Below are 23,070 nucleotides of genomic sequence, written 5' to 3'. Positions count from 1 at the left end.
AGGGGCGGAACCGGGGGAGAATGAATTCTCCCCCGGACCCCCGCTTCTTTTTTTGGCGGTTTTGCCGCGCTGGCGAAGCCGCCCCGGCGGCTGCGGCCGGCAGGGTGGCGAGGGATGGCCGGCACGAGGACTCGAAGAAAGAAGATGGGGGCCGGGGGACTGTCCGAGGCAGTGCCTCGGCCCCCCCCGGACTTTTTCCCGGAGCGCTTTGACGAGCATCTTCACCCGTTCCGATGATGCCACCGGAACGGGATCTGCTCTAAACCGAGAAGTACTTGGCGCGCGGGTGGTGCAGCACGATGGCGCTGGTGGACTGCTCGGGATGGAGCTGCCACTCGTCGCTGATCGAGACGCCGATGCGCTCGGCCTGCAACAGCTTCAGCAGCGGCGCCTGGTCCTCCAGCCGGGGGCAGGCGGGATAGCCGAAGGAGTAGCGGCCGCCCCGGTAGCCCTGGGCGAGCATCTTCTCCATGTCCCGCGCGTCCTCGGCGGCGAAGCCCCATTCGGCGCGGATGCGCTTGTGGACGTATTCCGCCATCGCCTCGGCCATCTCGACCGAGAGGCCGTGCAGGTAGAGATAATCCTGGTAGCGGTTGCCCTCGAACCATTCGCGCGCCACGTCGCTGGCCTTCTGGCCGACGGTGACCACCTGCAGGCCGATGACGTCGCGCTTCGAAGGGCCGTCCTCGATGTCGCGCAGGAAGTCGGCGATGCATTCGCCATCCTGCCGGGGCTGGCGCGGCAGGGTGAAGCGGGCGGCCTCGGTGACGCCGTCCTCCTCGAAGAGCACCACGTCATTGCCCTGGCCGGCGCATTTCCAGTAGCCGTAGATGGCCTGCGGCTTGAGGATCCTCTCCTGCTCGGCCAGCGCCAGCATGCGCTTCAGCACGGGGCGCAGCTCCTGCTTGGCCCAGCCGATGAAGTCCTCCAGGCTGCGGCCCTGCTTCCGGAAGCCCCACTGGAACTGGTAGAGCGAGCGCTCGTTGACGAAGGGGATGATGGCCTTCGGGTCGGCCTCCATGATGCGCGCGCCCCAGAAGGGCGGGGTCGGCACCGGCTCGTCCCGCGTCAGGCGGTGGCGGCGCTCCCGGGCATAGTTGACGTCCACCGGCGCGAAGCCGCGCGGGTCGGCGGTGCCGAGGGTGCGGGCGGTGTTGCGCGACTTGCCCGAGCGCTTCTGCTGCAGGGTGGCGAGATAGCCGTCGAAGTCGTTGCCCATCACCTTGTCCATCAGGTGCAGGCCGTCGAAGGCGTCCCGCGCATAGGCGACGCGCCCGTTCGCATAGGCGCGGACGCAGTCATCCTCCACGAAGTTGCGCGTCAGCGCGGCGCCGCCCAGCAGCACCGGCACCTCGACGCCGAGGCGCGACATCTCCTCGAGGTTCTCCCTCATCACCACGGTGGACTTCACCAGCAGGCCGGACATGCCGATGGCATTGGCGCGGTGCTCGCGCACGGCGGCCACCATGTCGGTGAGCGGCACCTTGATGCCGAGATTGACGACCTTGTAGCCGTTGTTGGTGAGGATGATGTCGACCAGGTTCTTGCCGATGTCGTGCACGTCGCCCTTCACCGTGGCGAGCACGATGGTGCCCTTCTCCTGGCCCTCCACCTTCTCCATGTGCGGCTCAAGGAAGGCGACGGCGGCCTTCATCGTCTCGGCGGATTGCAGCACGAAGGGGAGCTGCATCTTGCCGGCGCCGAACAGCTCGCCCACCACCTTCATGCCGTCGAGCAGGATGCCGTTGATGATGTCGAGCGGGCGGATGCCCTTGTCCAGCGCGTCCTGCAACTCGGCGTCCAGGCCCTTGCGGTCGCCGTCGACGATGCGGTCCTTCAGGCGGCCCTCGACCGTCTCGGCCTTCTTCTTCGCCGCCGCATCCGCCGCCTTCCGGCCGGCGAAGATTTCCAGCAGCTTCTGGAGGGGGTCGTAGCCCTCGCTGCGGCGGTCGAAGATCAGGTCCTCGGCGACCTTCGCCTCCTCCGGCGGGATGGCGTGCAGCGGCTTGATCTTGCTGACATGCACGATGGCGCCGGTCATGCCGGCCTTCACCGCGTGATCCAGGAAGACGCTGTTCAGTACGTGGCGCGCGGCCGGGTTGAGGCCGAAGGAGATGTTGGAGAGGCCGAGGATGATCTGGATGTCCGGGAATTTCTGCCGGATCAGGCGGATGCCTTCGAGGGTCCACAAACCGAGCTTGCGGTCGTCCTCGTTGCCGGTCGCGATGGTGAAGGTCAGCGGGTCGATCAGCAGGTCGCTCTGCGGCAGGCCGTGCCTGTTGCAGGCGAAATCCACCAGCCGCTCGGCGATGCGGAGCTTGTCCTCCGCGGTCTTCGCCATGCCGACCTCGTCGATGGTCAGCGCGATGACGGCGGCGCCGAACTTCTTGGCGAGCTTCAGGCGGTCGGTCGCATGGCCCTCGCCGTCCTCGAAGTTGATCGAGTTGATGATCGGCTTGCCGCCATGCAGCTTCAGGGCCGCCTCGATCACCGGCGTCTCGGTCGAGTCGATCACCAGCGGCGCGTTGACGGAGCCGGTGAAGCGGCGGACCACCTCGCTCATCTCGGCCAGCTCGTCGCGGCCGACGAAGGCGGTGCAGATGTCGAGCGAGTTGGAGCCCTCGCCCACCTGCTCGCGGCCCATGGCGACGCAGCCATCCCAGTCATGCGCCGCCTGCCGCTCGCGCCAGGCCTTGGAGCCGTTGGCGTTGCAGCGCTCGCCGATGGAGAAGTAGCTGTTCTCCTGCCGCAGCGTGGTGGCGCCGTAGAGGCTGGCCACCGCCGGCACCCAGTGGACGCTGCGCTTCACGGGCGCGGGGCGGAAGCGGCCGCCATCCACGCGGCGCAGCATGGCGTCCAGCGCCTGGATATGCGGCGTCGAGGTGCCGCAGCAGCCGCCGATCAGGTTCACGCCGTCCTCGGTGACGAAGCGCTCCATCCAGAGCGCCATGTCCTCCGGGGCGAGCGGGTAGTGCGTGCGGCCGTCCACCAGCTCGGGCAGGCCGGCATTGGGCTGGCAGGAGATCAGGCCGGGCCAGTTCTGCGCGAGATAGCGGACATGCTCGGCCATCTCCTGCGGGCCGGTGGCGCAGTTCAGGCCCATCAGCGGCACGTCGAGCGCCCGCACCACCGTCGCGGCGGCGGCGATGTCGGCGCCGACCAGCAGGGTGCCGGTGGTCTCCACCGTCACCTGCACGAAGATCGGGATGTCCTTCCCCGCCTCGCGCCGGGCGGCCTTGGCCGCGTTCACGGCGGCCTTGATGAAGAGCGTGTCCTGGTTGGTCTCGGTGAGCAGCGCATCGGCGCCGCCGGCGATCAGGCCGCGGCACTGCTCGGTGAGGGCGGCTTCCAGCGTGTCGTAGTCGATATGGCCGAGGGAGGGCAGCTTGGTGCCCGGGCCGATATCGCCGATCACCCAGCGGTGCCGCCCGTCCGCGAAGCTCTCCGCCGCCTCGCGCGCCAGCTCGACCGAGAGCCTGTTGATCTCGAAGGCGCGGCTGCCGAGCTCGAACTCCTCCAGCGTGATCGGCGAGCCGCCGAAGCTGTTGGTCAGCACCATGTCCGCGCCGGCCTCGTAGTAGCCGCGATGGATCTCGCGCACGAGGTCGGGGCGGGCGAGGTTCAGCACCTCGGTGCAGTTCTCCTTGCCCCAGTAGTCCTTCTCGACGTCGAGGGTCAGGGCCTGGACGCGGCTGCCCATGCCGCCATCGCAGAGCAGGACACGGTCACGCAGGGCATCGAGCAGGGCGGGACGGGCCATTGGGCAGGGCCTTCCTTCAGAAGTTCAGCGTGGTTTCGGGCAGGAGCGCGACCGGCACGGCCAGGCGCCGGGCGGGCCAGAGGCGGACCGGCAGCGGGCCGGCGATCTCGACGGCGGGCAGCGGCGCGCAGCCGGCGGCGCCGAACCACCCCGCGAGCGCTGCGTCGTCGAAGCCGGGCCAGCGATGGGCGTTGCGGGCCAGCAGCTCCTGCCGGGCGTGCGGGGCGAGGTCGATCACCACCAGGAGGCCATCCGGGCGCAGCAGGCGGGCGGCCTCGGCGAGGGCGGCGGTGGGGTCCTCGGCATAGTGCAGCACCATCTGCAACGTGACGGCGTCGAAGCCGGCATCGGGCAGTGGCAGGCGGTACATGTCGGCGAGGCGGACGGAGGCATTGGCGATGCCGCGCTCGCCGAGGCGCGCGCGGGCCAGCGCCAGCATCTCGCGGCTGGCATCCAGGCCGAGCACGGATTGGGCGCGGGGGGCCATCACCTCCAGCAGGCGGCCGGTGCCGGTGCCGATATCGGCCACCCGGCCGAGCCGCTCCGGCAGCAGCGCCAGAAGGGCCATCTCGATGGCGCCGGCGGGCAGGCCGAGGGCGCGCATCTCGTCCCAGTCGGCGCCGTCGCGGCGGAAGGCTTCCGAAGCCGCGCGTGCCCGTTCGGCGGCGATGCGGGCGGCGGCGCGGCGGTCGGCGGCGATGGTGGGGTCGTCCTCCGGCAGGCGGGCGAGCACCTGGCGGGCGAGGTCGGCCGTCGGGGGGAGTTGGAAATAGACGTTGGCGCCCTCGGGCAGGCGCTCCAGAAGGCCCGCCTCCACCAGCAGCTTCAGGTGGCGCGACAGGCGCGGCTGGCTCTGGCCGAGGATGGCGCAAAGCTCAGACACGCAGAAGGCGCCGCGGGCGCAGAGGGCCAGCAGGCGCAGGCGGGTCGGTTCGGCGGCGGCGCGCAGTTGCGCCAGCAGGGGCTCCATGGGCTTGCCAATGACATAAAGACTTCTTTATGTCTAGTGGATGAGCTGGTCCCTCGACGCCCGAACCCCCGTCCGCTCCCTCGACGCCGCCGAATGCCCGCCCGGCGCAGTGGTGCTGGCGGAGGATGGGGCGCCCCTTCCCGCCGGTGCTGCGCGGGTGGAGCGCTTCGCCGCGCCGCCGATTGGGGCGCATCCGATCGGCTGCGCCTGCTGCCAGCCGCGCAACCCGGTGGCCATCGCGCTGGACCGGCTGTTTCTGGCGCGGGCGCGCGGGGATGCGCCGTGGTTCGGCGAGGTGATCGCCATCACGCGGAGCGATGCGGGACGGCAGGCGCTCACCGCCTCGCTGGAAGGGGACAGCGTGACCCGGGCGCGCTTCCGGGCGGGTTAGCTTCTCCAGGGGGCGCCGCCCCCTGGACCCCCGCTGGGGGGACAGTGTCCCCCCAGACCCCGCCATCAGTGGTCCTTTCCGCGAAGTGCGCCGGGGGGCGATAGCCTCCTGCGACTGCGGGTGGGTGGGGCCTTTATGGGGAAACCTGATCAGGCAGGGCGACTCACGGCCTGGAGCGGACTTTCGAATCCGGCTCATCGATGCCCAGCCTGGGAGCCGCAACGACATGCATGTGCTGAGCGTGACGAACGACGCCTGGGAGAAATTCCTTAAGTGCCTGCACGCCCTTGTGGCTGCGACTGAGGAAGGTTCAGGAGGCGGGGATAGGCGGCGAACAGCAGGTCCACGTTGAAGTAGACTTGGCGGACCGTTCCAGCAGCATCGGTGGTCGTCAGGCGGTCATACTTATGGCCGTTAACCTCGATCAGTGCCTGCGCCCTGACGTGCTGATTGGCCAGAAGGACCAGCAGATACTCCTCCCCTGTCGCGATGACGGTGTAGGCCGTTGCAGGCGAGGTACCATCACCGGACGACCTGATCGACCTCACCAGGCCCGCGCCGACGGTGCGGTGCATTGTCGCTTGCTCCGCCTCGCCAAGCCTTGTGGCGGCGTCAGCAGCGAAGAGGTGGACGGCGACATCGAGCCAGTACTCGTCGAGCAGCGCGTTCGCCCTCGTGAGGGCGGCGCGATCGTCCCGCGCCTGCATCAACGGTGCCAAGCTACTCGAGCGGCGGAGGACACCAAGGAAGGGGTTGTATTCGGGACTGCGGGCATAGGCGAGCCGAAGCGCGGTGTAGTCCGCCGCTGCCGGATTCCGCTTCGCCGCCAGCAGCAAGTCCGCATATGCGGGCCCGGAGGTGGCCTGGGCCGAGACGGGAGCCGATGCAGCCATCCCAACAGCATTGCCCTGAGGCGCGGTGGCGCAACCCGGAGCAAACAAGGTCAGGATAAGGGCAAGCGCGGCGCTGCGGTGGCGTGAGCGGCCGATGCCGCATCGCTTTGGTGTCATGATATACAGTAATATTCGCCTTGTTGGAGAAGCAAGGCTGCAGGCGGAAGCAAGAAGACATCCTCGTGGCGCTCCCTCCTGCGGCCGCCTCGCCACGGCAGTTCCAAAGCCTAAAGACGAATGGCGGGGTCCGGGGCGACACTGTCATCCCGGCGGGAGGGGTCTGGGGAGGGCGGCGCCCTCCCCAGGGAATGAGCCCCCTTCCCTTTCGCGTGCCGACCGGGCAGCCTGTGGGGTGGCTGTTTGTGCAGAGGCGCGGGTCGGGCCCGCCGGCTTCCGGATGGCCATCCCGAAGCTTTCCGCAGGACGTCCTTCCATGTTGTTGCTCATTCCCGGTCCCGTGCAGACCCGTCCCGAAGTGCGGGCTGCGATGGCGGTGGACATCGCCCCCTGGGACAATGATTTCGCCCCGGAATACATCGCCATCCGCGAGAAGCTGCGGGACGTGGCGGGTGGGGTCGCCGGGCGGCATGTCTGCCTGCCCTTGCAGGGCGCGGGTCATTTCATCACCGAGGCGGCCATCCGCACCTTCATCCCCGCCGCGGCGGCGGCGGGGGGTGGCAAGCTGCTGATCCCGATGAACGGCACCTATGCCGAGCGGATGGCGCGGCTGGCGCGCGAGGCCGGGCGGGCGGTGGTGGAGCTGCCGACGCCGGACAGCCGTGGCGTCGCGCCCGAGGCGGTGGCGGCGGCGCTGGCGGCGGACCCCTCCATCTCGCATTTCGGCGTGGTGTACTCCGAGACGGGCAGCGGCCTGGTCAACGACGTGCCGGCGCTGGGTGCCGTGGTGCGCGCGGCGGGGCGGCGGATGATCGTGGACGCCGTCTCGGCCTTCGGCGCGCTGCCCTTCAGCCTGGAGGCGCAGCCGGAGGTGGACGCGGTGGTGTTCACCTCCAACAAGTGCATCGAGGGGCTGCCGGGCATCGGCTTCGCCATCTGCCCCGCCGAGCGGGTGGAGGCCGCGGCGGGGAATGCAGGGTCCTGGTCCTTCGACCTGGCCGACGTCTATTTCACGGGGAAGCGCGCCGGCTGGGGAAGCTTCCGCTTCACCCCGGCGGTGCAGGCGCTGCACGCCTTCGGGGTGGCGCTTGACATCTTCATCGCCGAGGGCGGGCAGCCGGCGCGGCTCGCGCGCTACCGCGAGAACTGCCGCATCCTCTACGAGGGCGGCAAGGCGCTGGGGCTGCGGCCCTATCTCGACTGGGAGAACCAGGGGCCGGTCATCGTGCTGTTCCACCAGCCCGAGCATCCGGGCTTCACGCTGCAGGGCTTCGTGGATGCGCTGAAGCGGCGCGGCGTGCTGATCAGCAACTTCTACAACACCGCGGCGCCGACCATGCGGATCGGCTGCATCGGCCATGTCGGGCCGGACGAGATGCGCTTCGCGCTCGGCGCCATGCGCGGGGCGCTGGAGGAGCTGGGCGTCCGGCAGCGCAACGCGGCCTGAGGGCAGGCATGAGGGGGCGCTTCCCCCTCAAACTCTCCCTCCACCCCTCTGGGCAGGGGACACGGTCCCCTGCACCCGCGAATGGGTTTCCAAAGGCCTCAGGCCTTTGGCGGGGAGGGACCGGGAGGGGCAGCGCCCCTCCCGTGCCTCACTCGACGGAAATGCCGGCCTCGCGCACCAGCCTGGCCCAGCGCGTGCGCTCCTCCGCCATGAAGCCGCCGAAGCGCGTGCCGCCCAGGCGGGAGGGCTCGGCGCCTTCCTCGTGCAGGCGCTTCACGACGGCGTGGTCGGTCAGGCAGTCGGCGATGGCGCGTTCCAGCCGGGAGCGGATCTCCGCGGGCGTGCCCTTCGGCGCCAGCACGCCGTACCCGGCGGAGCTGCGGTAGGCCGGCAGCGCCGCCATGCCGGTCGACCTCGACCAGCTCTGCACCTTCGTCGCCTCGCCGAGGCGGAAAGCCTGACGCGCGCGACGGAGACGCTGCATCTCTCGCTGCCGGCGGTGTCGCGGCGGCTCGACGAGCTGGAGGAGAGCCTGCTTGGCATCCGCGAGACGGCGGCGCGGGCTCGTCACCATCGCCTGCATTCCCACCGCCGCCTACTGCTTCCTGCCGGCGACGCTGGCCGATTTCGCCCGCCGCTTCCCGGCGGTGCGGGTGATGGACCTCTCGGCCGGTGGCGTGGTGGACGCGGTGGCGAGCGGCGAGGTGGAGTTCCGGCCGCTGCGGCGCGACCCCTTCGTACTGGCCTGCCGGCGCGACCACCCGCTGGCGCGGCGCCGCGCCCGGCCCGGCCGCCCGCACGCTGCTCGACCTGCTGGAGCGGCGGATGGCAGCGGGGTGAGCCGGCTCAGAACAGCCAGCCGAGCGCCCGCAGCCCCATCCAGCAGAGCGCCAGCAGCACGCCGCTGGCGAGGAGGCAGCCCACCAGCGTGACGGCGAGGCCGGCGGCGGTGACGCGGCTGTCCTGCTCCACCACGCCGAGCGCCATGATGATGGTGCCGAAGGCCGGCGGCCCGTTGGTGCCGGGGCCGGGCAGGATCAGCATCAGCGCCGCATAGACCGTCAGCCAGCCGACCAGCCGCTCGCCGACCGGGCTGACGCACCAGCCCGGGCGCGGCCGCACGAAGCGCTCGACGAAGCGCAGCCCGCGCGAGGAGGCGGAGGCCAGCCGCAGCAGGTCGGTGCGGCGGACCGTCTTGCGCGACAGGAAGCCGGGCAGTTGCGGCTGCCGCCAGCCCAGGCCCATCTGCAGGCCCAGCACCAGCATCGGCAGACCGAAGACGCTGGCCATGCCCGGCAGCAGGCTGGGCAGGCAGAGCAGCAGGATCAGCAGGCCGAAGGCGCGGTCGCCGAAGGCCTCGGCCATCTCGCCGAGGCTGATGCGCTCGCCCGGGAAGGTGGCGGCCACCTCGGCGATGATGCGGGTGATCGGCGCACCCTCCCCGGCTTCATGACCCTTCGGGCCATGCGGCGGCGGGTCATGGGGCGCCGAAACCCGTCGAAGCTCGTCCATCCCGGTTCCCGGCGCGGAGGCACCGGCGGTTCCATCCATCATCCTGCCTCGTCGCCCATCCTGCCTCGTCGCCTGGAGCACCGCCGGCGGCACGCCGGCACCGGACTCACGCGCAAAACCGGGCGCGCTCCCTCCGGCGCCTGCGGAGGGCAGCTTCCCGGCTCTGCGCCCCGCCTCGGGAGAGGCAGGGCATGGCCCTGGGAGATGAGGCGGCGGCGGGCGGGATCAATAGGGCGCGGTGCAAATGGCGCCCCTCATGGTGGCCCTCAGGCCACGGGCGGCGCCGCGACGCCCGGCAGGCGCTCCCGCTCCTCCAGGTGCGGGGCGCCCAGCACGCTCAGCGTGCCATCCGTCTCCAGCACCACGGCGCCCACCTGCTCGGGCCGGGCGAAGCCCTGCCCGCGCAGGGCGGAGAGCACCTCCTCCCGCGTCACGCGCTGCGCCCGCAAGGCGCTGTCCAGGAAGCGGCCCTGGTGCAGCAGCAGGGCGGGTTCCGACTTGACCAGCGCGTCGAACCGCTCGGAGCGCACCGACAGCCAGGCCACCACGAATTGCAGCCCCGCCAGCAGGGCGAAGGCGAGGATGCCCTCCGCCAGCGCGACCGACTTGCTCAGCAGCACCGTCGCCAGGGTGGAGCCCAGCGCCACCGTGACGATGAAGTCGAAGGCGTTGAGCTTGGCCAGGGTGCGCTTGCCGGAGACGCGCAGCAGCACCACCAGCGCCACATAGGCCAGGCTGCCGACGATCAGCACGCGCGCCAGCCCGGTCCAGGAATCAAAGAACATTGGTCAGGTTCCACCATGGGCGGCGGAGGGGGTGCGATCCCCCTCCGCCCAGTTTCGGGTCAGCCGCCCTGGGTCTGCTGCTGCCAGAAACTGTCGATCTGCTGGGCCTGCTGCGCGTAGCCATCCGCGGAGCTGAAGCTCTCCGGGTCCACCTTGGGCGCCTGCCCGAGCGTCTCGGGCTTGGCCTTGAGCACGAAGGCGTCCATCTGCGGCGTGGCGCTCAGCCTGTTCCAGGGAACCGCCACATAGTCCTCCCCGATGCCCAGAAAGCCGCCGCGCTCCACGACGACGTAGCGGATCTGCCCGTTCGAGGGATTGACGACCACGTCCTCCACGCTGCCGAGGTACTGGTCCTGCGGGTTGCGGAGGTCGGTATCGGTGATGTCGTCGGCCCGGAAGCCGCGCTGCATCTGGGTGACCGGCTTGGCCGCCGCCAGCTGCTGCGTGCGGTAGGAGTTGACCTCGCCCGGCTCGACGCCGGCATTGCGCAGGTCCTTCGCGTACTGGTCATAGCTGCTGCGCAGCTCGCCGAGCACCATCTGGCAGCCTTCCTCGTTGCCGCGATGCGCCATGACGATGGCGGCGTTCTGCAGCGCGGTGAGCGCCCGGGCCGGCGCCATGCGCCAGTTCACATCGCCCCAGGGGGCATCGTTCCCGGCGGTGGCCGCCGTGCTGCCGGGCGTGGCGCCGCCTGCGGCACCGCCCATGGTGGCGGCCGGCGCCGCGGCGAGGCCGCCGGCCCAGCCCCAGCCATAGCCCTGGCGATAGCCACTGAGCCAGTAGCCGTCCTGGCCCACCCGGTCCCGGAAGGCCTGCAGGTCCTTCAGGCATTGCTGCGCCACGCCCTGCTGGCCGGCGCTGGCCTGCTGCCGGGCCGGGGCGCCGGACTGGCCCTGGCTGCGGCTGCCGGACTGCTGCTGCGCCTGCTGCTGCGCCTTGCCGCCGGATTGCTGCTGCGCCGGGGCGTTCGTCTGGGAGGCGCCGGGGGTCGTCTGGGCGGCCGCCATCCAGGGCGCCAGGAAGAGCGCCGCGAAGGCCGAGCGGGAAAGCAGAGTGGTATCGCGCATGGTGTTCTCCCGTGCTTCTGGAGTCCACGCCGAGGGGCCGCGGACACGGCAGGTCGCCGTTCCCGACTCAACTCCCTCCCCCTCCGGAGGTTCGCAAATTTGCCTGAATTCCGCCTTTTTTACGCCTTTATTCGCTTCACCTCTCCGGGAGAGAACAACCCATGCAGCCGGTCGACCTTGCGCTCTGCCTTGCCGTGGATGTCTCGGCCAGCGTGGATTACGACGAGTTCGGCCTGATGATCGGCGGCCTGGCCGGAGCCTTCCGGGAGGCGGACATCGCCGCCGCCTGCGCCGCCGGGCCGCAGGGGGCGGTGGGGGTCGCGGTGCTGTTCTGGTCCGGCGCGCAGGAGGTTGCGGTGCCGTGGATGCGGATCGGCGGCGCGGCCGAGGCCGAGGCGCTGGCGGAGGCGATCGGGAACGCGCCTCGCCTGCCCTCCCCTGGCGCCACCGCCCTCGGCCCGGGCATGGCGGCCGGGCTGGCGCTGCTGGGGCGCTTCGCCGGCGAAGCGACGCGGCTGGTGCTCGACGTCTCGGGCGACGGGGCGCACAACCAGGGGCGCGCGCCCGGGCCGGTGCGCGACATCGGCGTGGCCGCGGGCGTGACCATCAACGCCCTGGCGGTGCTGAACGAGGAGCCGGACCTGCTCGCGCATTACGAGGCCGAGGTGATCGGCGGACCCGGCGCCTTCGCCATGCCCTGCGCCGACTATGCCGACTTCGCCGAGGCGATCCGCCGCAAGCTGCGGCGGGAGATCCTGGGCGGGATGATCGCCTGAGCAGCCGCGGACGAAAAAAGCCCGGGGGAAGGAATTCCCCCGGACCCCCATCTTCTTTTTGTCAGCTTGAGGCGGCGCTGGCCGCCTGCGCCGGAAACTCGAAGAAAAAAGAAGGGGGTCCGGGGGAATTCATTCCCCCGGCCTTGTTCACTCCCCTGCGGCCAGGGCGCTGTCGTCCGCCCAGGCGGCGCCCTTCGGCAGGCGCTGGATCTCGGCGCGCTGGCGCGGCAGGGCGCCGGGGTGCTCGGCCTGCAGCCAGGCGATCATCTTCTCCCGCACCTCGCAGCGCAGGTCGAAGGCGCGGCCGGCACTGGTGGCCGAGACCAGCATGCGCACCTCCATGACGTTGGGGCGGAAGTCGGTGACCTGCATGTTCACCACCCGGCGGTCCCAGACCTTCGAGCCGCGGGCGACCTCCTCCAGCTTGCGCCGCATGGCCTCCACCGGCGCGGTGTAGTCCACGTAGATCAGCACCGTGCCGATCAGCGAGGAGCTTTCGCGCGTCCAGTTCTGGAAGGGGTGCTCGATGAAGTAGCTGAGCGGCAGCACCATGCGGCGCCAGTCCCACAGCCGCACCACCACGTAGGTGGAGGTGATCTCCTCGATATTGCCCCACTCGCCCTCGACGATGACGGCGTCCTCCAGGCGGATCGGCTGCGTCACGGCGAGCTGGATGCCGGCGATCAGGTTCTTGAGCAGCGGCTGCAGGGCAAGGCCGACGACCAGGCCGGCGGCGCCGGCGGAGGCCAGCAGGGAGACACCGTATTGCCGCACGCCGTCGAAGGTCATCAGCGCCGCCGAGGCGGTGATGAGGACGATCAGCGTACCCGCCACCCGCTTCAGGATGCGCGACTGCGTGGCGTGCTTGCGCGCCAGCAGGTTGTCCTCGGAATCCAGCTTGAAGCGGCGGAGATAGACGGTGGTCCAGATGTGCAGCACCGTCAGCGCCACCCAGCCGACCAGGCAGATGAAGCAGATCGCCAGGATATGGCGCAGCACGCCGGCCTGCACCGCGCTCAGCGGCGCGATTCCGGCGGCGATGCTCAGGAAGAGGACGATCAGGGCAAGCCGGCTCAGCCCCTTCGTGCGCTGCACCAGGGAGCGCCAGAACAGGTCCCGGTTCTGCACCATCCGGGTGAACACCCGGTAGGCCGCCCGGTTGACCACCACGGCCAGCAGCAGGGCGGCGGCCAGGATCAGCAGGCTGATCAGCCAGGGCGGCACCCAGTCGAGCGAGGCGACAACCCGCCGGGCGGCAATGTCGAATTGGTCGAGCAAGAGCCTCTCCCTTCCCGCACTGTCCGCTGCAATGCACGGCAGTGCAAAATGTTTCCGCCATTCTGCAGCCGGAGCGGGAGGGTGAAGCGCCAAGTCTTTGTCAAGGCAGGGTCTTGTCTCCCACGCCCAGGGCGCGCTGCATGTAGATCACGTCCAGCCAGCGGCCGAATTTCAGCCCGGCGCTGCGCAGCAGGCCGACCTGCCGGAAGCCGAGCGACAGGTGCAGCCCGATCGAGCCGACATTCTCGGAATCGCCGATCACTGCGAACATCTGCCGGAAGCCCGCCTGCTCCGCCCGCTCCAGCAGCGCCGCCACCAGGCTCTTGCCCAGCCCCTGCCCATGCACGTCATGCCGGACATAGATCGAGTCCTCGACCGAGAAGCGGTAGGCCGCGCGCTCCCGCAGCGGCCCGAAATAGCCGTAGCCCAGCACCGCGCCGTGCTCCTCCGCCACCAGCCAGGCGCAGCCGGCCTGCTGGATGCGGGCCATGCGGGCGGCGAGCTCGTCCTGGCCCGGCGGCACCTCCTCGAAGGTTCCGGTGCCGGTCAGGACATGGTGGGCATAGATCGCGGTCATGGCCGGCAGGTCGTCGGCGGTCGCGTCGCGCAGCGGCATTCAGGGGCTCTCCGCAGGGGAACTCGTCTCTCGCCCCTGGGGTTAAGCGGGGCGGCGGGGCACGGCAAGCGGCGGGACGCATCCGCCCGCACGCCGCCGCGCCCCACCGCCCGGGAACCCCCGGCCCCGCGCGAAGGTTTCCGGCGCGGCAGCCCGCAGGCTCAGCGGGCGCGCAGCAGCCCGGGCACGTGCAGCAGGATCATCTCGTTGTCGTCGGCGTGGGCCAGGTGGCGCCCCGCGCTGAAGGGCAGGTTGTTGTCGTTGCCGAGGATGATGTGCTCCTCGTCCACCCGCGCCACGTTCTCGATGGTGACGAAGGGGAAGGCGAAGCGCTCGCGCGGGGCCTCGGCGGCGCGGTCGCCGCGCTGGCGGGCGAGGCCCTCCGGGTCACGGATGTCCAGCAGATCGACATGCGCCAGCTTGCGGACGAAGCCTTCCGCATCCGGCTCGCCGAGATCAAGCAGGGAGACGCGCTTCAGCCGCGCGGGGGTGGCGAAGCAGCCGGGCGGGTTCTGCCCTTCGGCGCAGGCCAGCGAGGCGTCGCCCTCGCCATTGTCGCGCTCGATCACGAGGGCGCGACGGTCGTCGATGAAGTTGAAGTCGCCGATCGCCACGGCTCCCGGCGCCAGGCGCAGCTTCAGGCTGCGGCCGGTCCAGTCGCCCTTCTCCGTGTCGAACTCCAGCATGCGGAGGAAGGGGCCCTCGGGCTGGTCGGAACCCTCGCGGTAGAGCGGCTGCTCCAGCAGCGCCCAGAGGCGGCTGCCATCGGGCAGCATGGCCATGCCCTCATAGCCGCCCGAGCGGCGGGCACGGAAATCGGCCCCGGCGGTGGGCGTGGCGCCGACGAAGAGCGCCGGGTGGTCCGGCCCGCGCAGCGGCTGGCCGTCCAGCTTCGTCTCGACCACCCGCTGCACCCGCCCCTCGGCATCGACGCGGAGGATGAAGGGGCCGAACTCCTCGCCGATCCAGAAGCCGCTGCCGTCCCGGGCCGGCTGGATGCTTTCGGGGTCGAAGTCGGCACCGGTCAGGTAGCGTGCATCGGTGCCCTCATGGGTGATGCGGAAGGGCACCCGCCGGTCCGGGTCGGAGAGGAAGACCGTCTTTTCCACCGCCACCTGGCCGGTGGCGAAATCCGGGCGGAGCTTGCGGAAGGCCAGCAGCGCATCGCCGCTGTTGCGCTTGTTGCCGAAGCCGTTGTCGGTCAGCACCCAGTAGGCGCCCGGCTCGCCCTCCACCGGCTTGATGCCGGAGAAGCCCTGCACGGGCTGGCCGACGAAGGGCAGGGCGATGCCGGTGGGGCGCCCGGCAGGGGCGGGGCCGGTGCTGCCGGGCAGGCTGCCCGGCCGGTCCTCGCGCGCCGCGCCGGTGAACTTGCCGGCGACCAGCGCGTCGCGCGGCGCGTCGGCCGGCGGCAGGGCCATGGAATAGGCGGGCAGCACGGCATGGCCGGCGAGCCGGGCCTCCACCTTCATGTCCGCGGCCCGGGCGGGGCCGCCCAGGCCGAGAAGCGCCGCGGTCGCCAGCAGGAGTGCACGCATGTCCGGTTCTCCATCCTCGGTCCGATGGAGCCGGCTGTTACGGCCGGCCGGTTGCAGCCGCTTGACGGAAGCATGACGAAACCGGGTCGGCGGCGGCAGGCTCAGGCCTTGGCCACCGTGTCCGCCATCTCGGCGCCGCGCTGGCCCATCCGCTGCTCCGGCCCGGTGGTGGTGTCGCGCGCCGTCTGGTGCTCCATCTCGGCGTTCAGCTCGGCGCCGAACAGCACGACGATGCCGGAAAGCCACATCCAGGTCATGAAGCCGATGACCGCGCCGAGCGAGCCATAGGTGGCGTCGTAGTCGCCGAAGTTGCTGACATACCAGGAGAAGCCGAAGGAGAGCAGCGCCCAGGCCACCGCCGCGAAGACGCCGCCCCAGGTGACCCAGCGCCAGCGCGCCTTCTCGCGGCTCGGGCCGAAGCGGTAGAGCGCGGCCAGCAGCACGGTGATGGCCAGCAGCAGGATCGGCCAGCGCGCCAGCCGCAGCAGCCATTCCGCCGCGCCGCCCAGGCCGATGAAGTTCAGCACCACCGGCAGCACCACGATGCCGGTGATGGCGAGCAGGGTGAACACCAGCGCGCCCAGGGTGAAGGCCAGGGTGATCACGGTGCGATAGACGAAGCCGCGCTTCTCCTCCTCCTCGTAGACGATGTTCAGCGCGTCGAACATCGCCTTGGTGCCCTGGTTGGAGCTCCAGAGCGCCGTGAGCAGACCGACGATGGCGCCGAAGCCGAGCGCGCCGGTCTGGCTGGAGGTCACGCGCTGCAACTGCTCGTTGATGATGTCCATGCCGCCGCCGGGCACGAAGCCGCTCAGCATGCTGACATGCTCCTGCACGGTCTGCGGATCGGCGAAGAGGCCGTAGATCGAGACCATCGCCGTCAGGGCGGGAAACAGGGACAGCAGCGCGTAGAAGGTGATGCCGGCGGATTCGGTCATCACCCGGTCGTTGTTGGCCTCGATCGCGGCGCGCTTGAAGATGCTCCACCAGCCGCGCGCGGGAATCTGCGAGGGATTGCGGGCAGCGTGGCCCTGCCCCTCGCGGCTTTCCCGGGCGCCCTCACGGTTTCGTCCGGAGGGCGTCCCGGAACTGGAGCGCGCTGGCTCGCGGATGGTCTTCGACCGGCTGAAGAGCGACATGGCAGGGTCCCCGGCGCTGAAGGGTGGTGGGCGCCATCCTGGCGCGCCACCGTAACGTCGGCAGAGCAACGACGCAGGCCGGCCGAAGTTCCCAGGCTGCCGCTTCGGCGCCTCAGCCCGCCGCCCGCTCCGCGCCCTCGCCGGCCCGGAGTGGCCGCCGCGCCACACCGGTGTGGTCGAAGTTCCCCTCCGCCAGCCAGGCGGCGATGGCGTCGCGCCGGGCGGGCCACTCGTCCTCCAGGATGGAGAACCAGGCGGTGTCGCGCCGCCGCCCCTTCACCACCAGATGCGCCCGGTGCACCCCCTCCGGCACGAAGCCGAGCCGCGCCGCCGCCCGGCGGGAGGGGGCGTTCAGCGCGTTGCACTTCCAGACCAGCCGGCGGTAGCCGAGGTCGTCCATGGCGTGGCGCATCAGCAGGAACATCGCCTCCGTCGCGGCGCGGGTGCGCTGCAGGCGGGGACCGAACCAGATGTTGCCCAGTTCGATCGCGGCATTGGCCGGCTGGATCTCCATCAGCGTCAGCCAGCCCGAGGCGCGGCCGGAGACATGCGGCCGCACCGCCCAGGCCATCGGGTCATGCGTGGTGGCGAAGCCGGCGATGAAGCGGCGGAAGCCGGGGAAGTCCGGGAAGGGGCCGTAGCCCATATAGGCCCAGCTCTCCTCCGCGCCGCGGGTGGCCTCCCACAGCTCCTCGGCATGGCGGACGCCGAGCGGCTCCAGCGTCACGGCGCCGCCGCGATGCGGCAGGCGGGCGGGCAGCGGGCGGGGCGTGGGATCGACCTCCGGCCCCACAGGGGGCGCCGCGGGGGCGCGCGCGGGGGGCGCTGCGGGAGGATCGGCAGGCGAGGCTTCGGGTGTGGCGTCGGGGGCGGCTGTCATGATAGGCGAAGGCTGGACCGCAAAGGCGCCGCGGCGCAAGCCGCGCCGTTCCCCCCCACCTCTTCCTTTTCCGCCGCGGAGGCGCTTGTCCCGCGCGCGGCCGAGACAAATCTTTCCGCCGATGAACGCACCCGCCCCCAACGCCGCCTTCTTCACCGAGACGGTCGAGCACGTCCATCACTGGACGGACCGGCTGTTCACCTTCCGCTGCACGCGTGACGCCGCCTTCCGCTTCCAGGCCGGGCAGTTCGCGATGATCGGGCTGATGGTGGAGGGCAAACCGCTGCTGCGCGCCTATTCCATGGTCTCGGCGCCCTACGACCCCTCTCTGGAGTTCCTCTCCATCAAGGTGCCGGACGGGCCGCTGACCAGCCGCCTGCAGCACATCCAGCCCGGCGACCAGGTGCTGATCGGCCGCAAGCCGGTCGGCACGCTGGTGCCGGACAACCTGCTGCCCGGCCGCACGCTGTGGATGTTCGGCACCGGCACAGGCCTCGCGCCCTTCATGTCGCTGGTGAAGGACCCGGAGGTCTATGACCGCTTCGAGCGCGTGGTGCTGCTGCACGGCGTGCGCGAGGTGAAGGAGCTGGCCTATTACGACTGGCTGAGCCAGGAGCTGCCGCAGCACGAGCTGCTGGGCGAGCTGGTGCGGGAGAAGCTGGTCTATTACCCGACCGTCACGCGCGAGGCCTTCCGCAACCAGGGCCGCGTCACCGACCTGATCGAGAGCGGCAAGCTCTGCGCCGATCTCGGCCTGCCGCCGATCTCGCCGGAACAGGACCGCGTGATGCTCTGCGGCAGCCCGGAGATGCTGGCCTCGATGAAGGCGCTGCTGGAGGCGCGCGGCTTCGAGGAAGGCTCGAACAACCGCCCCGGCCACTACGTCATCGAGAAGGCCTTCGTGGAGAAGTAGCCGCGACACTCTGTTGCGAAGCGTGCGACACCGTCACGCCCTCATGCGTTAGCCTTCCGCAGAGGGGGGCGGCACTGTCCGGCCCTCCCGAGAACGAAGGGAGAATATCATGCGCAGGATGCTGATTCCGGTCGTTGGGGCCGCTTGCCTCGGCCTGGCAGGGCTGGCCGTCGCACAGCCCGCCCCGCCTTCCGGCTCCGGCAATGGCAGCCCGCCGGCAGCGGGCAGCGAATCGCCCCCCTCCCCGCCGATGCGCGGCCCTGGCGGACCCGGTGGCCCTGGCGGACCCGGTGGCCCTGGCGGCCCCGGCCGCCCGGATGGCTGGCAAGGTCCGGGCGGGCGGATGATGATGATGGGCCGGCACCATCCGCCGGTGTCCTCGGGCGCCTCGTTCCGGATGCGCCGCGGCAGCGACTCCATCGCGATCGAGTGCTCGGAGCGCGAGTCGATGCAGGCCTGCGTGAACGCCGCCTCGGCAATGCTCGACAAGATGGGCGGCGCCCTGCGCTGAGAAGGAAGCAGGCTGGGGGAAGGAATTCCCCCGGACCGCCATCTTTTCCTTCTGCGGGTTTCCCGCGCCGGCGGCCAAGGGCCGCCGAATTGATCTCCGTCAAGGCCAAGCCGCGGCAATCCGCGCATCTCTCCCCGCCATCAGGGGAGGGCTGCCCGGCCCTTCCGGCCGGAAGGATTGACCATGCCGCAGACCGCCGCCGCCTCACCCCCCATCGGCTCGCCAACCGTGCCGGCCACCAACCGCAAGCTGGCCTTCCTGTTGCTGGCGCTGGCGCTGTACGGCCTGGTCCTGGCGCTGCCGACGCCGGCGGGCCTCTCGCCGGCCGGGCAGGTCTCGCTCGGACTGCTGGCGCTGGTCATCACCCTCTGGATCAGCGAGTGCGTCTCGCCCGCCACCAGCGCCGTCCTGCTCGTGGGCATGGCGGTGGTGGGGCTGATGGGCAAGCCGCTCGGCAATGCCACGGCGCCGCTCGGCTCGGCCGGCGCGCTGAACCTGATGCTGGCCGGCTTCTCCTCCAGCGCGGTGCTGCTGGTGGCGGCGGCGCTGTTCCTGGCGGTGGCGCTGAAGCTCACCGGGCTGGACCGCCGGGTGGCGCTGCTGGTGATGAGCCGTGTCGGCCTCTCGCCCACGCGGCTGACGCTCGGCGCCATGCTGGTGGGCTTCGTGCTGGCGCTGTTCATCCCCTCCGCCACCGCCCGCGTCGGCGCCGTCATCCCGATCATGGTGGGCATCACCAGTGCGCTCGGCCTGCCGGTGACCAGCAGCCTGGGGGCCACGCTGATGGTGGTGACGGCGCAGGCCTGCTCGATCTTCAACATCGGCATCAAGACCGGCGCGGCGCAGAACCTGATCAGCCTGAACTTCATGCAGGCCGCCTTCGGCCACACCATCACCTGGGGCGGCTGGTTCCTCGCCGCCCTGCCCTTCACGCTGGCCATGTGCGCGGTGCTCTTCGCCGTCTCGCTGCTGCTGCTGCGGCCCGAGGTGCCGGAGAAGGGCGCGGCGGAGGCGAAGCTGCGCGCCGAGCTGGCGGCGCTCGGCCCGGTCACCGCGCCGGAGAAGCGGCTGATGGCGGTGGCCCTGCTGCTGCTGGTGCTGTGGTCCACCGAGGGCTGGCTGCACCCGCTGGACACCGCCACCAGCACCCAGCTCGGCATCGCCCTGCTGCTGATGCCGCGCATCGGGGTGATGCACTGGGCGCAGGCGGAAAAGCTGGTGCCCTGGGGCACGGTGGTGCTCTTCGCCGCCTCCATCTCGCTGGGCCTGCTGCTCTCCCGCACCGGGGCGGCGGCCTGGCTGGCGCAGGCGACGCTCGGCCAGCTCGGGCTCGGCACGCTGCCGGTGGTGGCGGTGGTGGGCGCGCTCTCGCTGTTCAGCATCGTGCTGCACCTGGGCTTCGCCTCGGCCACCGGGCTGGCCAGCACGCTCATCCCGATCGTCATCGCCTTCACCCAGACCCTGCCGGTCTCGAAGGAAACCGCCTTCGGCATCGTGCTGGTGCAGAGCTTCGTGGTCTCCTTCGGCTTCATCCTGCCGACCAACGCGCCGCAGAACATGCTCTGCTACGGCACCGGCGCCTTCGGCATGGCGCAGTTCGCCAAGGTGGGGCTGGTGGTGACGCTGGCCGGCTTCGGCCTCATCCTGCTGCTCTCGGCGACGCTCTGGCCGATGATGGGCGTGCTGTGAGGGCGCCCAGGGGCTCCGCCCCTGGACCCCGCCGGGGGAACTGAGTTCCCCCGGACCCCCGCATCCGTTTTCAGGTCGCGGGGCGCTTCGCCAGGGCGAGGCCGAGGCCGAGCGCGATCATCGCGGCGCCCGATGCCTCCCGGAGGCGGCGGATCAAGGCAGGACGCGCCGCCGCGCCTTCCCGGATGCGGCCCGCCGCAAAGGCGACCACGAGGTCGGCAAGGGTGTTGAGCAGAACCGACAGGAAGCCGAGCACCACGAACTGCAGGGCCACCTGGCCCTGGGCCGGGTCCACGAACTGCGGAACGAAGGCCAGGAAGAAGGCCGCCGTCTTCGGGTTCAGCGCCTCGACCAGCACGCCCTCGCGGAACGCCCGCCGCGGCCCGACCGGCGGGGCCGCGGACCCGCCATTCAGAACCGCCGACGCGTCCCGGCGGGCGGACTGGAAGGTGCGGATGCCGACCCAGACCAGATAGGCGGCACCGATCAGCTTCAGGGCGGTGAAGAGTTCCGCGCTGGCGAGCACGATGGCGGAAACGCCCAGGCCGCCCGCGAGGACGTGGACCATGCCGCCCAGGCCGGTGCCGAAGCTGGAGGCCACGCCTTCCGCACGGCCGCCCGCGAGCGTGCGCGCGGCGACGTAGAAGATGCCCGGGCCGGGCGTGACGGCGAGCACGAAAGCCGCCGCGAAGTACAGGGCGAGTTGGGTCGGATCTGGCATGATGACGAACCCTTACTGAACCATCGGCGGGGTGCCCAGAGAAAAGACGGAGCCCAGCCCGCCGCGCTGGCGGCGGGAGGAAGCCTTCCCTCGCCGGAACGGCCTCGCACCCGGTGGAAGCGCGACAGGCTGGCAGAAAAAAAGAAGAGGGGGGTCCGGGGGAGAATTCCTTCTCCCCCGCTCCTGCCGCCGGGCTGCCTCAGCCCGCGAAGGCCGGGAAGCTGGAGGGCGAGAGCTGCTCGATGTCGCGCCCGGCCCAGTCGCGCTCCTTCATGCCGGCCCACATGGCCTCGGCGCCTTCCTGCACGGCGCGGCCGAGCTCCACCGGGTCGTAGCCCGGCACGACGCCATCCTGCATCACCACGCGGCCGTCGATGATGGAGGTCTCGAGGTCCTCCGCCGTGGCGGAGAAGACGATGTTGCGGATGGGGTCGCGCAGCGGCGTCATGAACAGCGAATCCGCCTTCCAGATCAGCAGGTCCGCCTTGGCGCCGGGAGCGATGCGGCCGAGGTCGTCGCGGCCCAGCGCCTTGGCGCCGTTCAGGGTGGCGGCGTTGAAGACGTCGGCGGCGGTGGCGACCTGGGTGCGGCGGTCCACGACCTTGCTGACCACCGAGGTCCAGCGCAGCGCCTCGATCATGCTCTGCGGACAGGTGTCGGTGGCCAGCGTCATGTTGACGCCGCGCGCCTGGTAGCGCGCGAAGCTCTCCATGGCGATGCCGCGGCGGGCGAAGACCCAGACGGCATGGGCGACGTTGGCGCCGGTATCGGCCAGGATGCCGATGTCGTCGGCCTGGTAGTTGGCCCAGCTGCTCTCGCCGGGGATGATGCAGTGGCCGAGGATGCAGTTGGGGCCGAGGAAGCCGATCTCGTTCAGCCACTCGATCGGCGTGCAGCCGTTGCGCCGCGTCATCTCGTGGAACTCGGGGACGGATTGCGAGACGTGCAGCGCCAGCGGCACGCCCATGGCGCGCGAGGCCTCGGCGGAGCGGCGCAGCAGGGCCTCGGAGCAGGTGTCCACCTGCATCGGCGTCAGGAAGCCCTTGATGCGGCCGCCCTCGCGCCCGTCCACCTGCTCGATGAAGCGGATGGCGGCGTCCATGGCGCCGAAGCCGTCATCCTCGGACCATTCGTACTCCACCGCGCGGCCATTGGCGGTGAACCAGCGGCCGGAGCGGTAGCCCTGGCCGATATAGGCGCGGATGCCGCAGCGCGCGGCGTGCTCGGCCACCACGTCGCCGTGCCAGCCGATCTCCATGATGGTGGTGGTGCCGGTGCGCAGCAGCTCGGGCATGGAATAGGCGATGCAGGCGCGGCGCGCCGCCTCGGTGATGGCGCCGTCGCGCGCGGAGAGGAACTCGAACAGGCCGGAGAGGTAGAACTGCCGGGGGCCGCGATCCTCGACGAAGCTCTTGTCGAGCGGGCTTTCGGAGAGGTGGGCGTGGGTGTTGATGAAGCCCGGGGTGACGACCTTGCCGGTGGCATCGAGGGCCTGGTCCACCGGGCCGTCGAAGTCGCGGCCGACATGCAGGATGCGGTCGTCCTCCAGCACCACCACGCCGTCCTTCAGGTGGCGGTGGCCGCCCTGCTGGTAGGCGATGATGTGGGAGGCGCGGATCAGGGTGCGGGCCAAGGTCGGTCTCCTCAGGGGCGGCTGGCGGTTTCGTCGCGGCAGGGCCAGCCTTCCCCAGGCCCCCGGTCCGGTCAACCGCTGGTGGCGGGGTCCGTCGCCCTGCCGCCGGGGGACATCCGCCGGAGCAAGGGCCGGCGCGCCGGGGCGGGGGCGCCTGTCTCATCGGCGCCCCGCCTGAGCGGACGGGTTCAGTCGCCGCCGGGATTGCGCCAGCGCGAAGGCCAGCAGGAAGCCGGCCACGGTGATCAGCCCGGCCTCGTCATGCGCCGCCTCGAAGGCCTCGGGGATCATGGTGCCGGCCAGGATGGTACCGGTGGGGGCGATTGCCCGCGCGGCGGATCGCCGCACGCCCTTGCACGGCGTGACCGGAGCCGGGCGCGGCCATGCCCCGGCGCCGACTGGCGGCCCGCTCCCGCTGCCCTTATGTTCCGGGC

22 protein-coding genes and 1 pseudogene are annotated in these 23,070 nt (G+C 71.0%); 8 read left to right on the top strand and 15 right to left on the bottom strand.

Features of this window, described 5'->3' with window-relative positions; all coding sequences use genetic code 11:
• Nucleotides 1–259: 259 nt before the first annotated feature.
• Nucleotides 260–3,760: a methionine synthase gene (gene metH / locus QMO56_RS06755; protein ID WP_283524375.1), complete on the bottom strand. Its 3,501-nt coding sequence runs from the start codon at nt 3,758–3,760 to the stop codon at nt 260–262.
• 16 nt (nt 3,761–3,776) lie between these two features.
• Complete coding sequence (locus QMO56_RS06750; protein ID WP_283524374.1) at nt 3,777–4,730, bottom strand: metalloregulator ArsR/SmtB family transcription factor; 954 nt, start codon at nt 4,728–4,730, stop codon at nt 3,777–3,779.
• A gap of 40 nt (nt 4,731–4,770) precedes the next feature.
• Here QMO56_RS06750 and QMO56_RS06745 point away from each other — a divergent pair, with 40 nt between their 5' ends.
• On the top strand, nt 4,771–5,121 hold the full coding sequence (locus QMO56_RS06745) for a hypothetical protein (RefSeq protein ID WP_283524372.1): 351 nt from the start codon (nt 4,771–4,773) through the stop codon (nt 5,119–5,121).
• A gap of 269 nt (nt 5,122–5,390) precedes the next feature.
• Here the strand turns inward: QMO56_RS06745 and QMO56_RS06740 are convergent, their stop codons facing one another.
• Entirely contained in the window at nt 5,391–5,957 is a 567-nt protein-coding gene (locus QMO56_RS06740; protein WP_283524370.1) for a DUF4919 domain-containing protein, read from the bottom strand.
• A 490-nt stretch (nt 5,958–6,447) separates the two neighbouring features.
• On the opposite strand from QMO56_RS06740, the gene QMO56_RS06735 reads away from it, so the two are divergent.
• Complete coding sequence (locus tag QMO56_RS06735; protein WP_283524369.1) at nt 6,448–7,578, top strand: 2-aminoethylphosphonate--pyruvate transaminase; 1,131 nt, start codon at nt 6,448–6,450, stop codon at nt 7,576–7,578.
• 148 nt (nt 7,579–7,726) lie between these two features.
• Here the strand turns inward: QMO56_RS06735 and QMO56_RS06730 are convergent, their stop codons facing one another.
• Nucleotides 7,727–7,981 carry a tripartite tricarboxylate transporter substrate-binding protein gene (locus tag QMO56_RS06730; protein ID WP_349362346.1) on the bottom strand — a complete coding sequence of 85 codons (255 nt, stop codon included), beginning with the start codon at nt 7,979–7,981 and terminating at the stop codon, nt 7,727–7,729.
• A gap of 21 nt (nt 7,982–8,002) precedes the next feature.
• Between QMO56_RS06730 and QMO56_RS26915 the strand changes: the two are divergent.
• Nucleotides 8,003–8,065 (top strand): annotated as a pseudogene (locus QMO56_RS26915) (hypothetical protein); the annotation flags it as partial.
• A gap of 49 nt (nt 8,066–8,114) precedes the next feature.
• A complete protein-coding gene (locus tag QMO56_RS06725) occupies nt 8,115–8,510 on the top strand; it encodes a LysR substrate-binding domain-containing protein (protein ID WP_283524367.1) in 396 nt (131 codons plus the stop codon).
• Here QMO56_RS06725 and QMO56_RS06720 read toward each other — a convergent pair.
• The 3 genes from QMO56_RS06720 to QMO56_RS06710 form a co-directional block, all read right to left on the bottom strand.
• Entirely contained in the window at nt 8,425–9,090 is a 666-nt protein-coding gene (locus QMO56_RS06720) for an exopolysaccharide biosynthesis protein (protein WP_283524366.1), read from the bottom strand. The two genes, QMO56_RS06725 and QMO56_RS06720, sit on opposite strands and share 86 nt — an antisense overlap.
• A gap of 266 nt (nt 9,091–9,356) precedes the next feature.
• Entirely contained in the window at nt 9,357–9,875 is a 519-nt protein-coding gene (locus QMO56_RS06715) for a DUF421 domain-containing protein (RefSeq protein WP_283524364.1), read from the bottom strand.
• A gap of 59 nt (nt 9,876–9,934) precedes the next feature.
• On the bottom strand, nt 9,935–10,942 hold the full coding sequence (locus QMO56_RS06710) for a PRC-barrel domain-containing protein (protein WP_283524362.1): 1,008 nt from the start codon (nt 10,940–10,942) through the stop codon (nt 9,935–9,937).
• A 161-nt stretch (nt 10,943–11,103) separates the two neighbouring features.
• On the opposite strand from QMO56_RS06710, the gene QMO56_RS06705 reads away from it, so the two are divergent.
• Entirely contained in the window at nt 11,104–11,718 is a 615-nt protein-coding gene (locus QMO56_RS06705; protein WP_283524361.1) for a DUF1194 domain-containing protein, read from the top strand.
• A gap of 147 nt (nt 11,719–11,865) precedes the next feature.
• On the opposite strand, the gene QMO56_RS06700 is transcribed toward QMO56_RS06705, so the two are convergent.
• The 5 genes from QMO56_RS06700 to QMO56_RS06680 all read right to left on the bottom strand — a co-directional run bounded on the left by QMO56_RS06700 (nt 11,866) and on the right by QMO56_RS06680 (nt 17,169).
• Nucleotides 11,866–12,996: a mechanosensitive ion channel family protein gene (locus QMO56_RS06700; protein WP_283524360.1), complete on the bottom strand. Its 1,131-nt coding sequence runs from the start codon at nt 12,994–12,996 to the stop codon at nt 11,866–11,868.
• Nucleotides 12,997–13,096: 100 nt separating this feature from the next.
• The gene (locus QMO56_RS06695; protein ID WP_283524359.1) at nt 13,097–13,612 is read right to left on the bottom strand and encodes a GNAT family N-acetyltransferase; all 516 of its coding nucleotides are present in this window, start codon (nt 13,610–13,612) and stop codon (nt 13,097–13,099) included.
• A gap of 161 nt (nt 13,613–13,773) precedes the next feature.
• On the bottom strand, nt 13,774–15,150 hold the full coding sequence (locus tag QMO56_RS06690; RefSeq protein ID WP_283524357.1) for an esterase-like activity of phytase family protein: 1,377 nt from the start codon (nt 15,148–15,150) through the stop codon (nt 13,774–13,776).
• Between the two features lie 101 nt (nt 15,151–15,251).
• On the bottom strand, nt 15,252–16,289 hold the full coding sequence (locus QMO56_RS06685) for a YihY/virulence factor BrkB family protein (protein WP_283524355.1): 1,038 nt from the start codon (nt 16,287–16,289) through the stop codon (nt 15,252–15,254).
• Between the two features lie 112 nt (nt 16,290–16,401).
• Nucleotides 16,402–17,169: a GNAT family N-acetyltransferase gene (locus QMO56_RS06680; protein ID WP_283524354.1), complete on the bottom strand. Its 768-nt coding sequence runs from the start codon at nt 17,167–17,169 to the stop codon at nt 16,402–16,404.
• Between the two features lie 121 nt (nt 17,170–17,290).
• Between QMO56_RS06680 and QMO56_RS06675 the strand changes: the two genes are divergently transcribed.
• From QMO56_RS06675 to QMO56_RS06665, 3 genes are all read left to right on the top strand, one after another.
• The gene (locus QMO56_RS06675) at nt 17,291–18,082 is read left to right on the top strand and encodes a ferredoxin--NADP reductase (RefSeq protein ID WP_283524352.1); all 792 of its coding nucleotides are present in this window, start codon (nt 17,291–17,293) and stop codon (nt 18,080–18,082) included.
• Between the two features lie 343 nt (nt 18,083–18,425).
• Nucleotides 18,426–18,593, top strand: coding sequence for a hypothetical protein (locus QMO56_RS06670; RefSeq protein WP_283524350.1), 168 nt, complete (start codon nt 18,426–18,428; stop codon nt 18,591–18,593).
• A 183-nt stretch (nt 18,594–18,776) separates the two neighbouring features.
• Nucleotides 18,777–20,282 (top strand): DASS family sodium-coupled anion symporter, encoded by a 1,506-nt coding sequence (locus QMO56_RS06665; protein WP_283524349.1) that lies wholly within the window; start codon nt 18,777–18,779, stop codon nt 20,280–20,282.
• Nucleotides 20,283–20,352: 70 nt separating this feature from the next.
• Here QMO56_RS06665 and QMO56_RS06660 read toward each other — a convergent pair whose 3' ends face one another.
• From QMO56_RS06660 to QMO56_RS06650, 3 genes are all read right to left on the bottom strand, one after another.
• Complete coding sequence (locus QMO56_RS06660) at nt 20,353–21,003, bottom strand: LysE family translocator (protein ID WP_283524347.1); 651 nt, start codon at nt 21,001–21,003, stop codon at nt 20,353–20,355.
• 199 nt (nt 21,004–21,202) lie between these two features.
• The gene (locus tag QMO56_RS06655; protein WP_283524345.1) at nt 21,203–22,636 is read right to left on the bottom strand and encodes a chlorohydrolase family protein; all 1,434 of its coding nucleotides are present in this window, start codon (nt 22,634–22,636) and stop codon (nt 21,203–21,205) included.
• Nucleotides 22,637–22,795: 159 nt separating this feature from the next.
• Nucleotides 22,796–22,984: a hypothetical protein gene (locus tag QMO56_RS06650; protein WP_283524344.1), complete on the bottom strand. Its 189-nt coding sequence runs from the start codon at nt 22,982–22,984 to the stop codon at nt 22,796–22,798.
• Between the last annotated feature and the right edge of the window lie 86 nt (nt 22,985–23,070).

The sequence above is a fragment of the Roseomonas sp. E05 genome (assembly GCF_030063475.1).
Classification (GTDB): domain Bacteria; phylum Pseudomonadota; class Alphaproteobacteria; order Acetobacterales; family Acetobacteraceae; genus Pseudoroseomonas.
The sequence above is the reverse complement of the archived record's forward strand: the minus strand, read 5'-3'. Positions and strand labels throughout refer to the sequence as shown.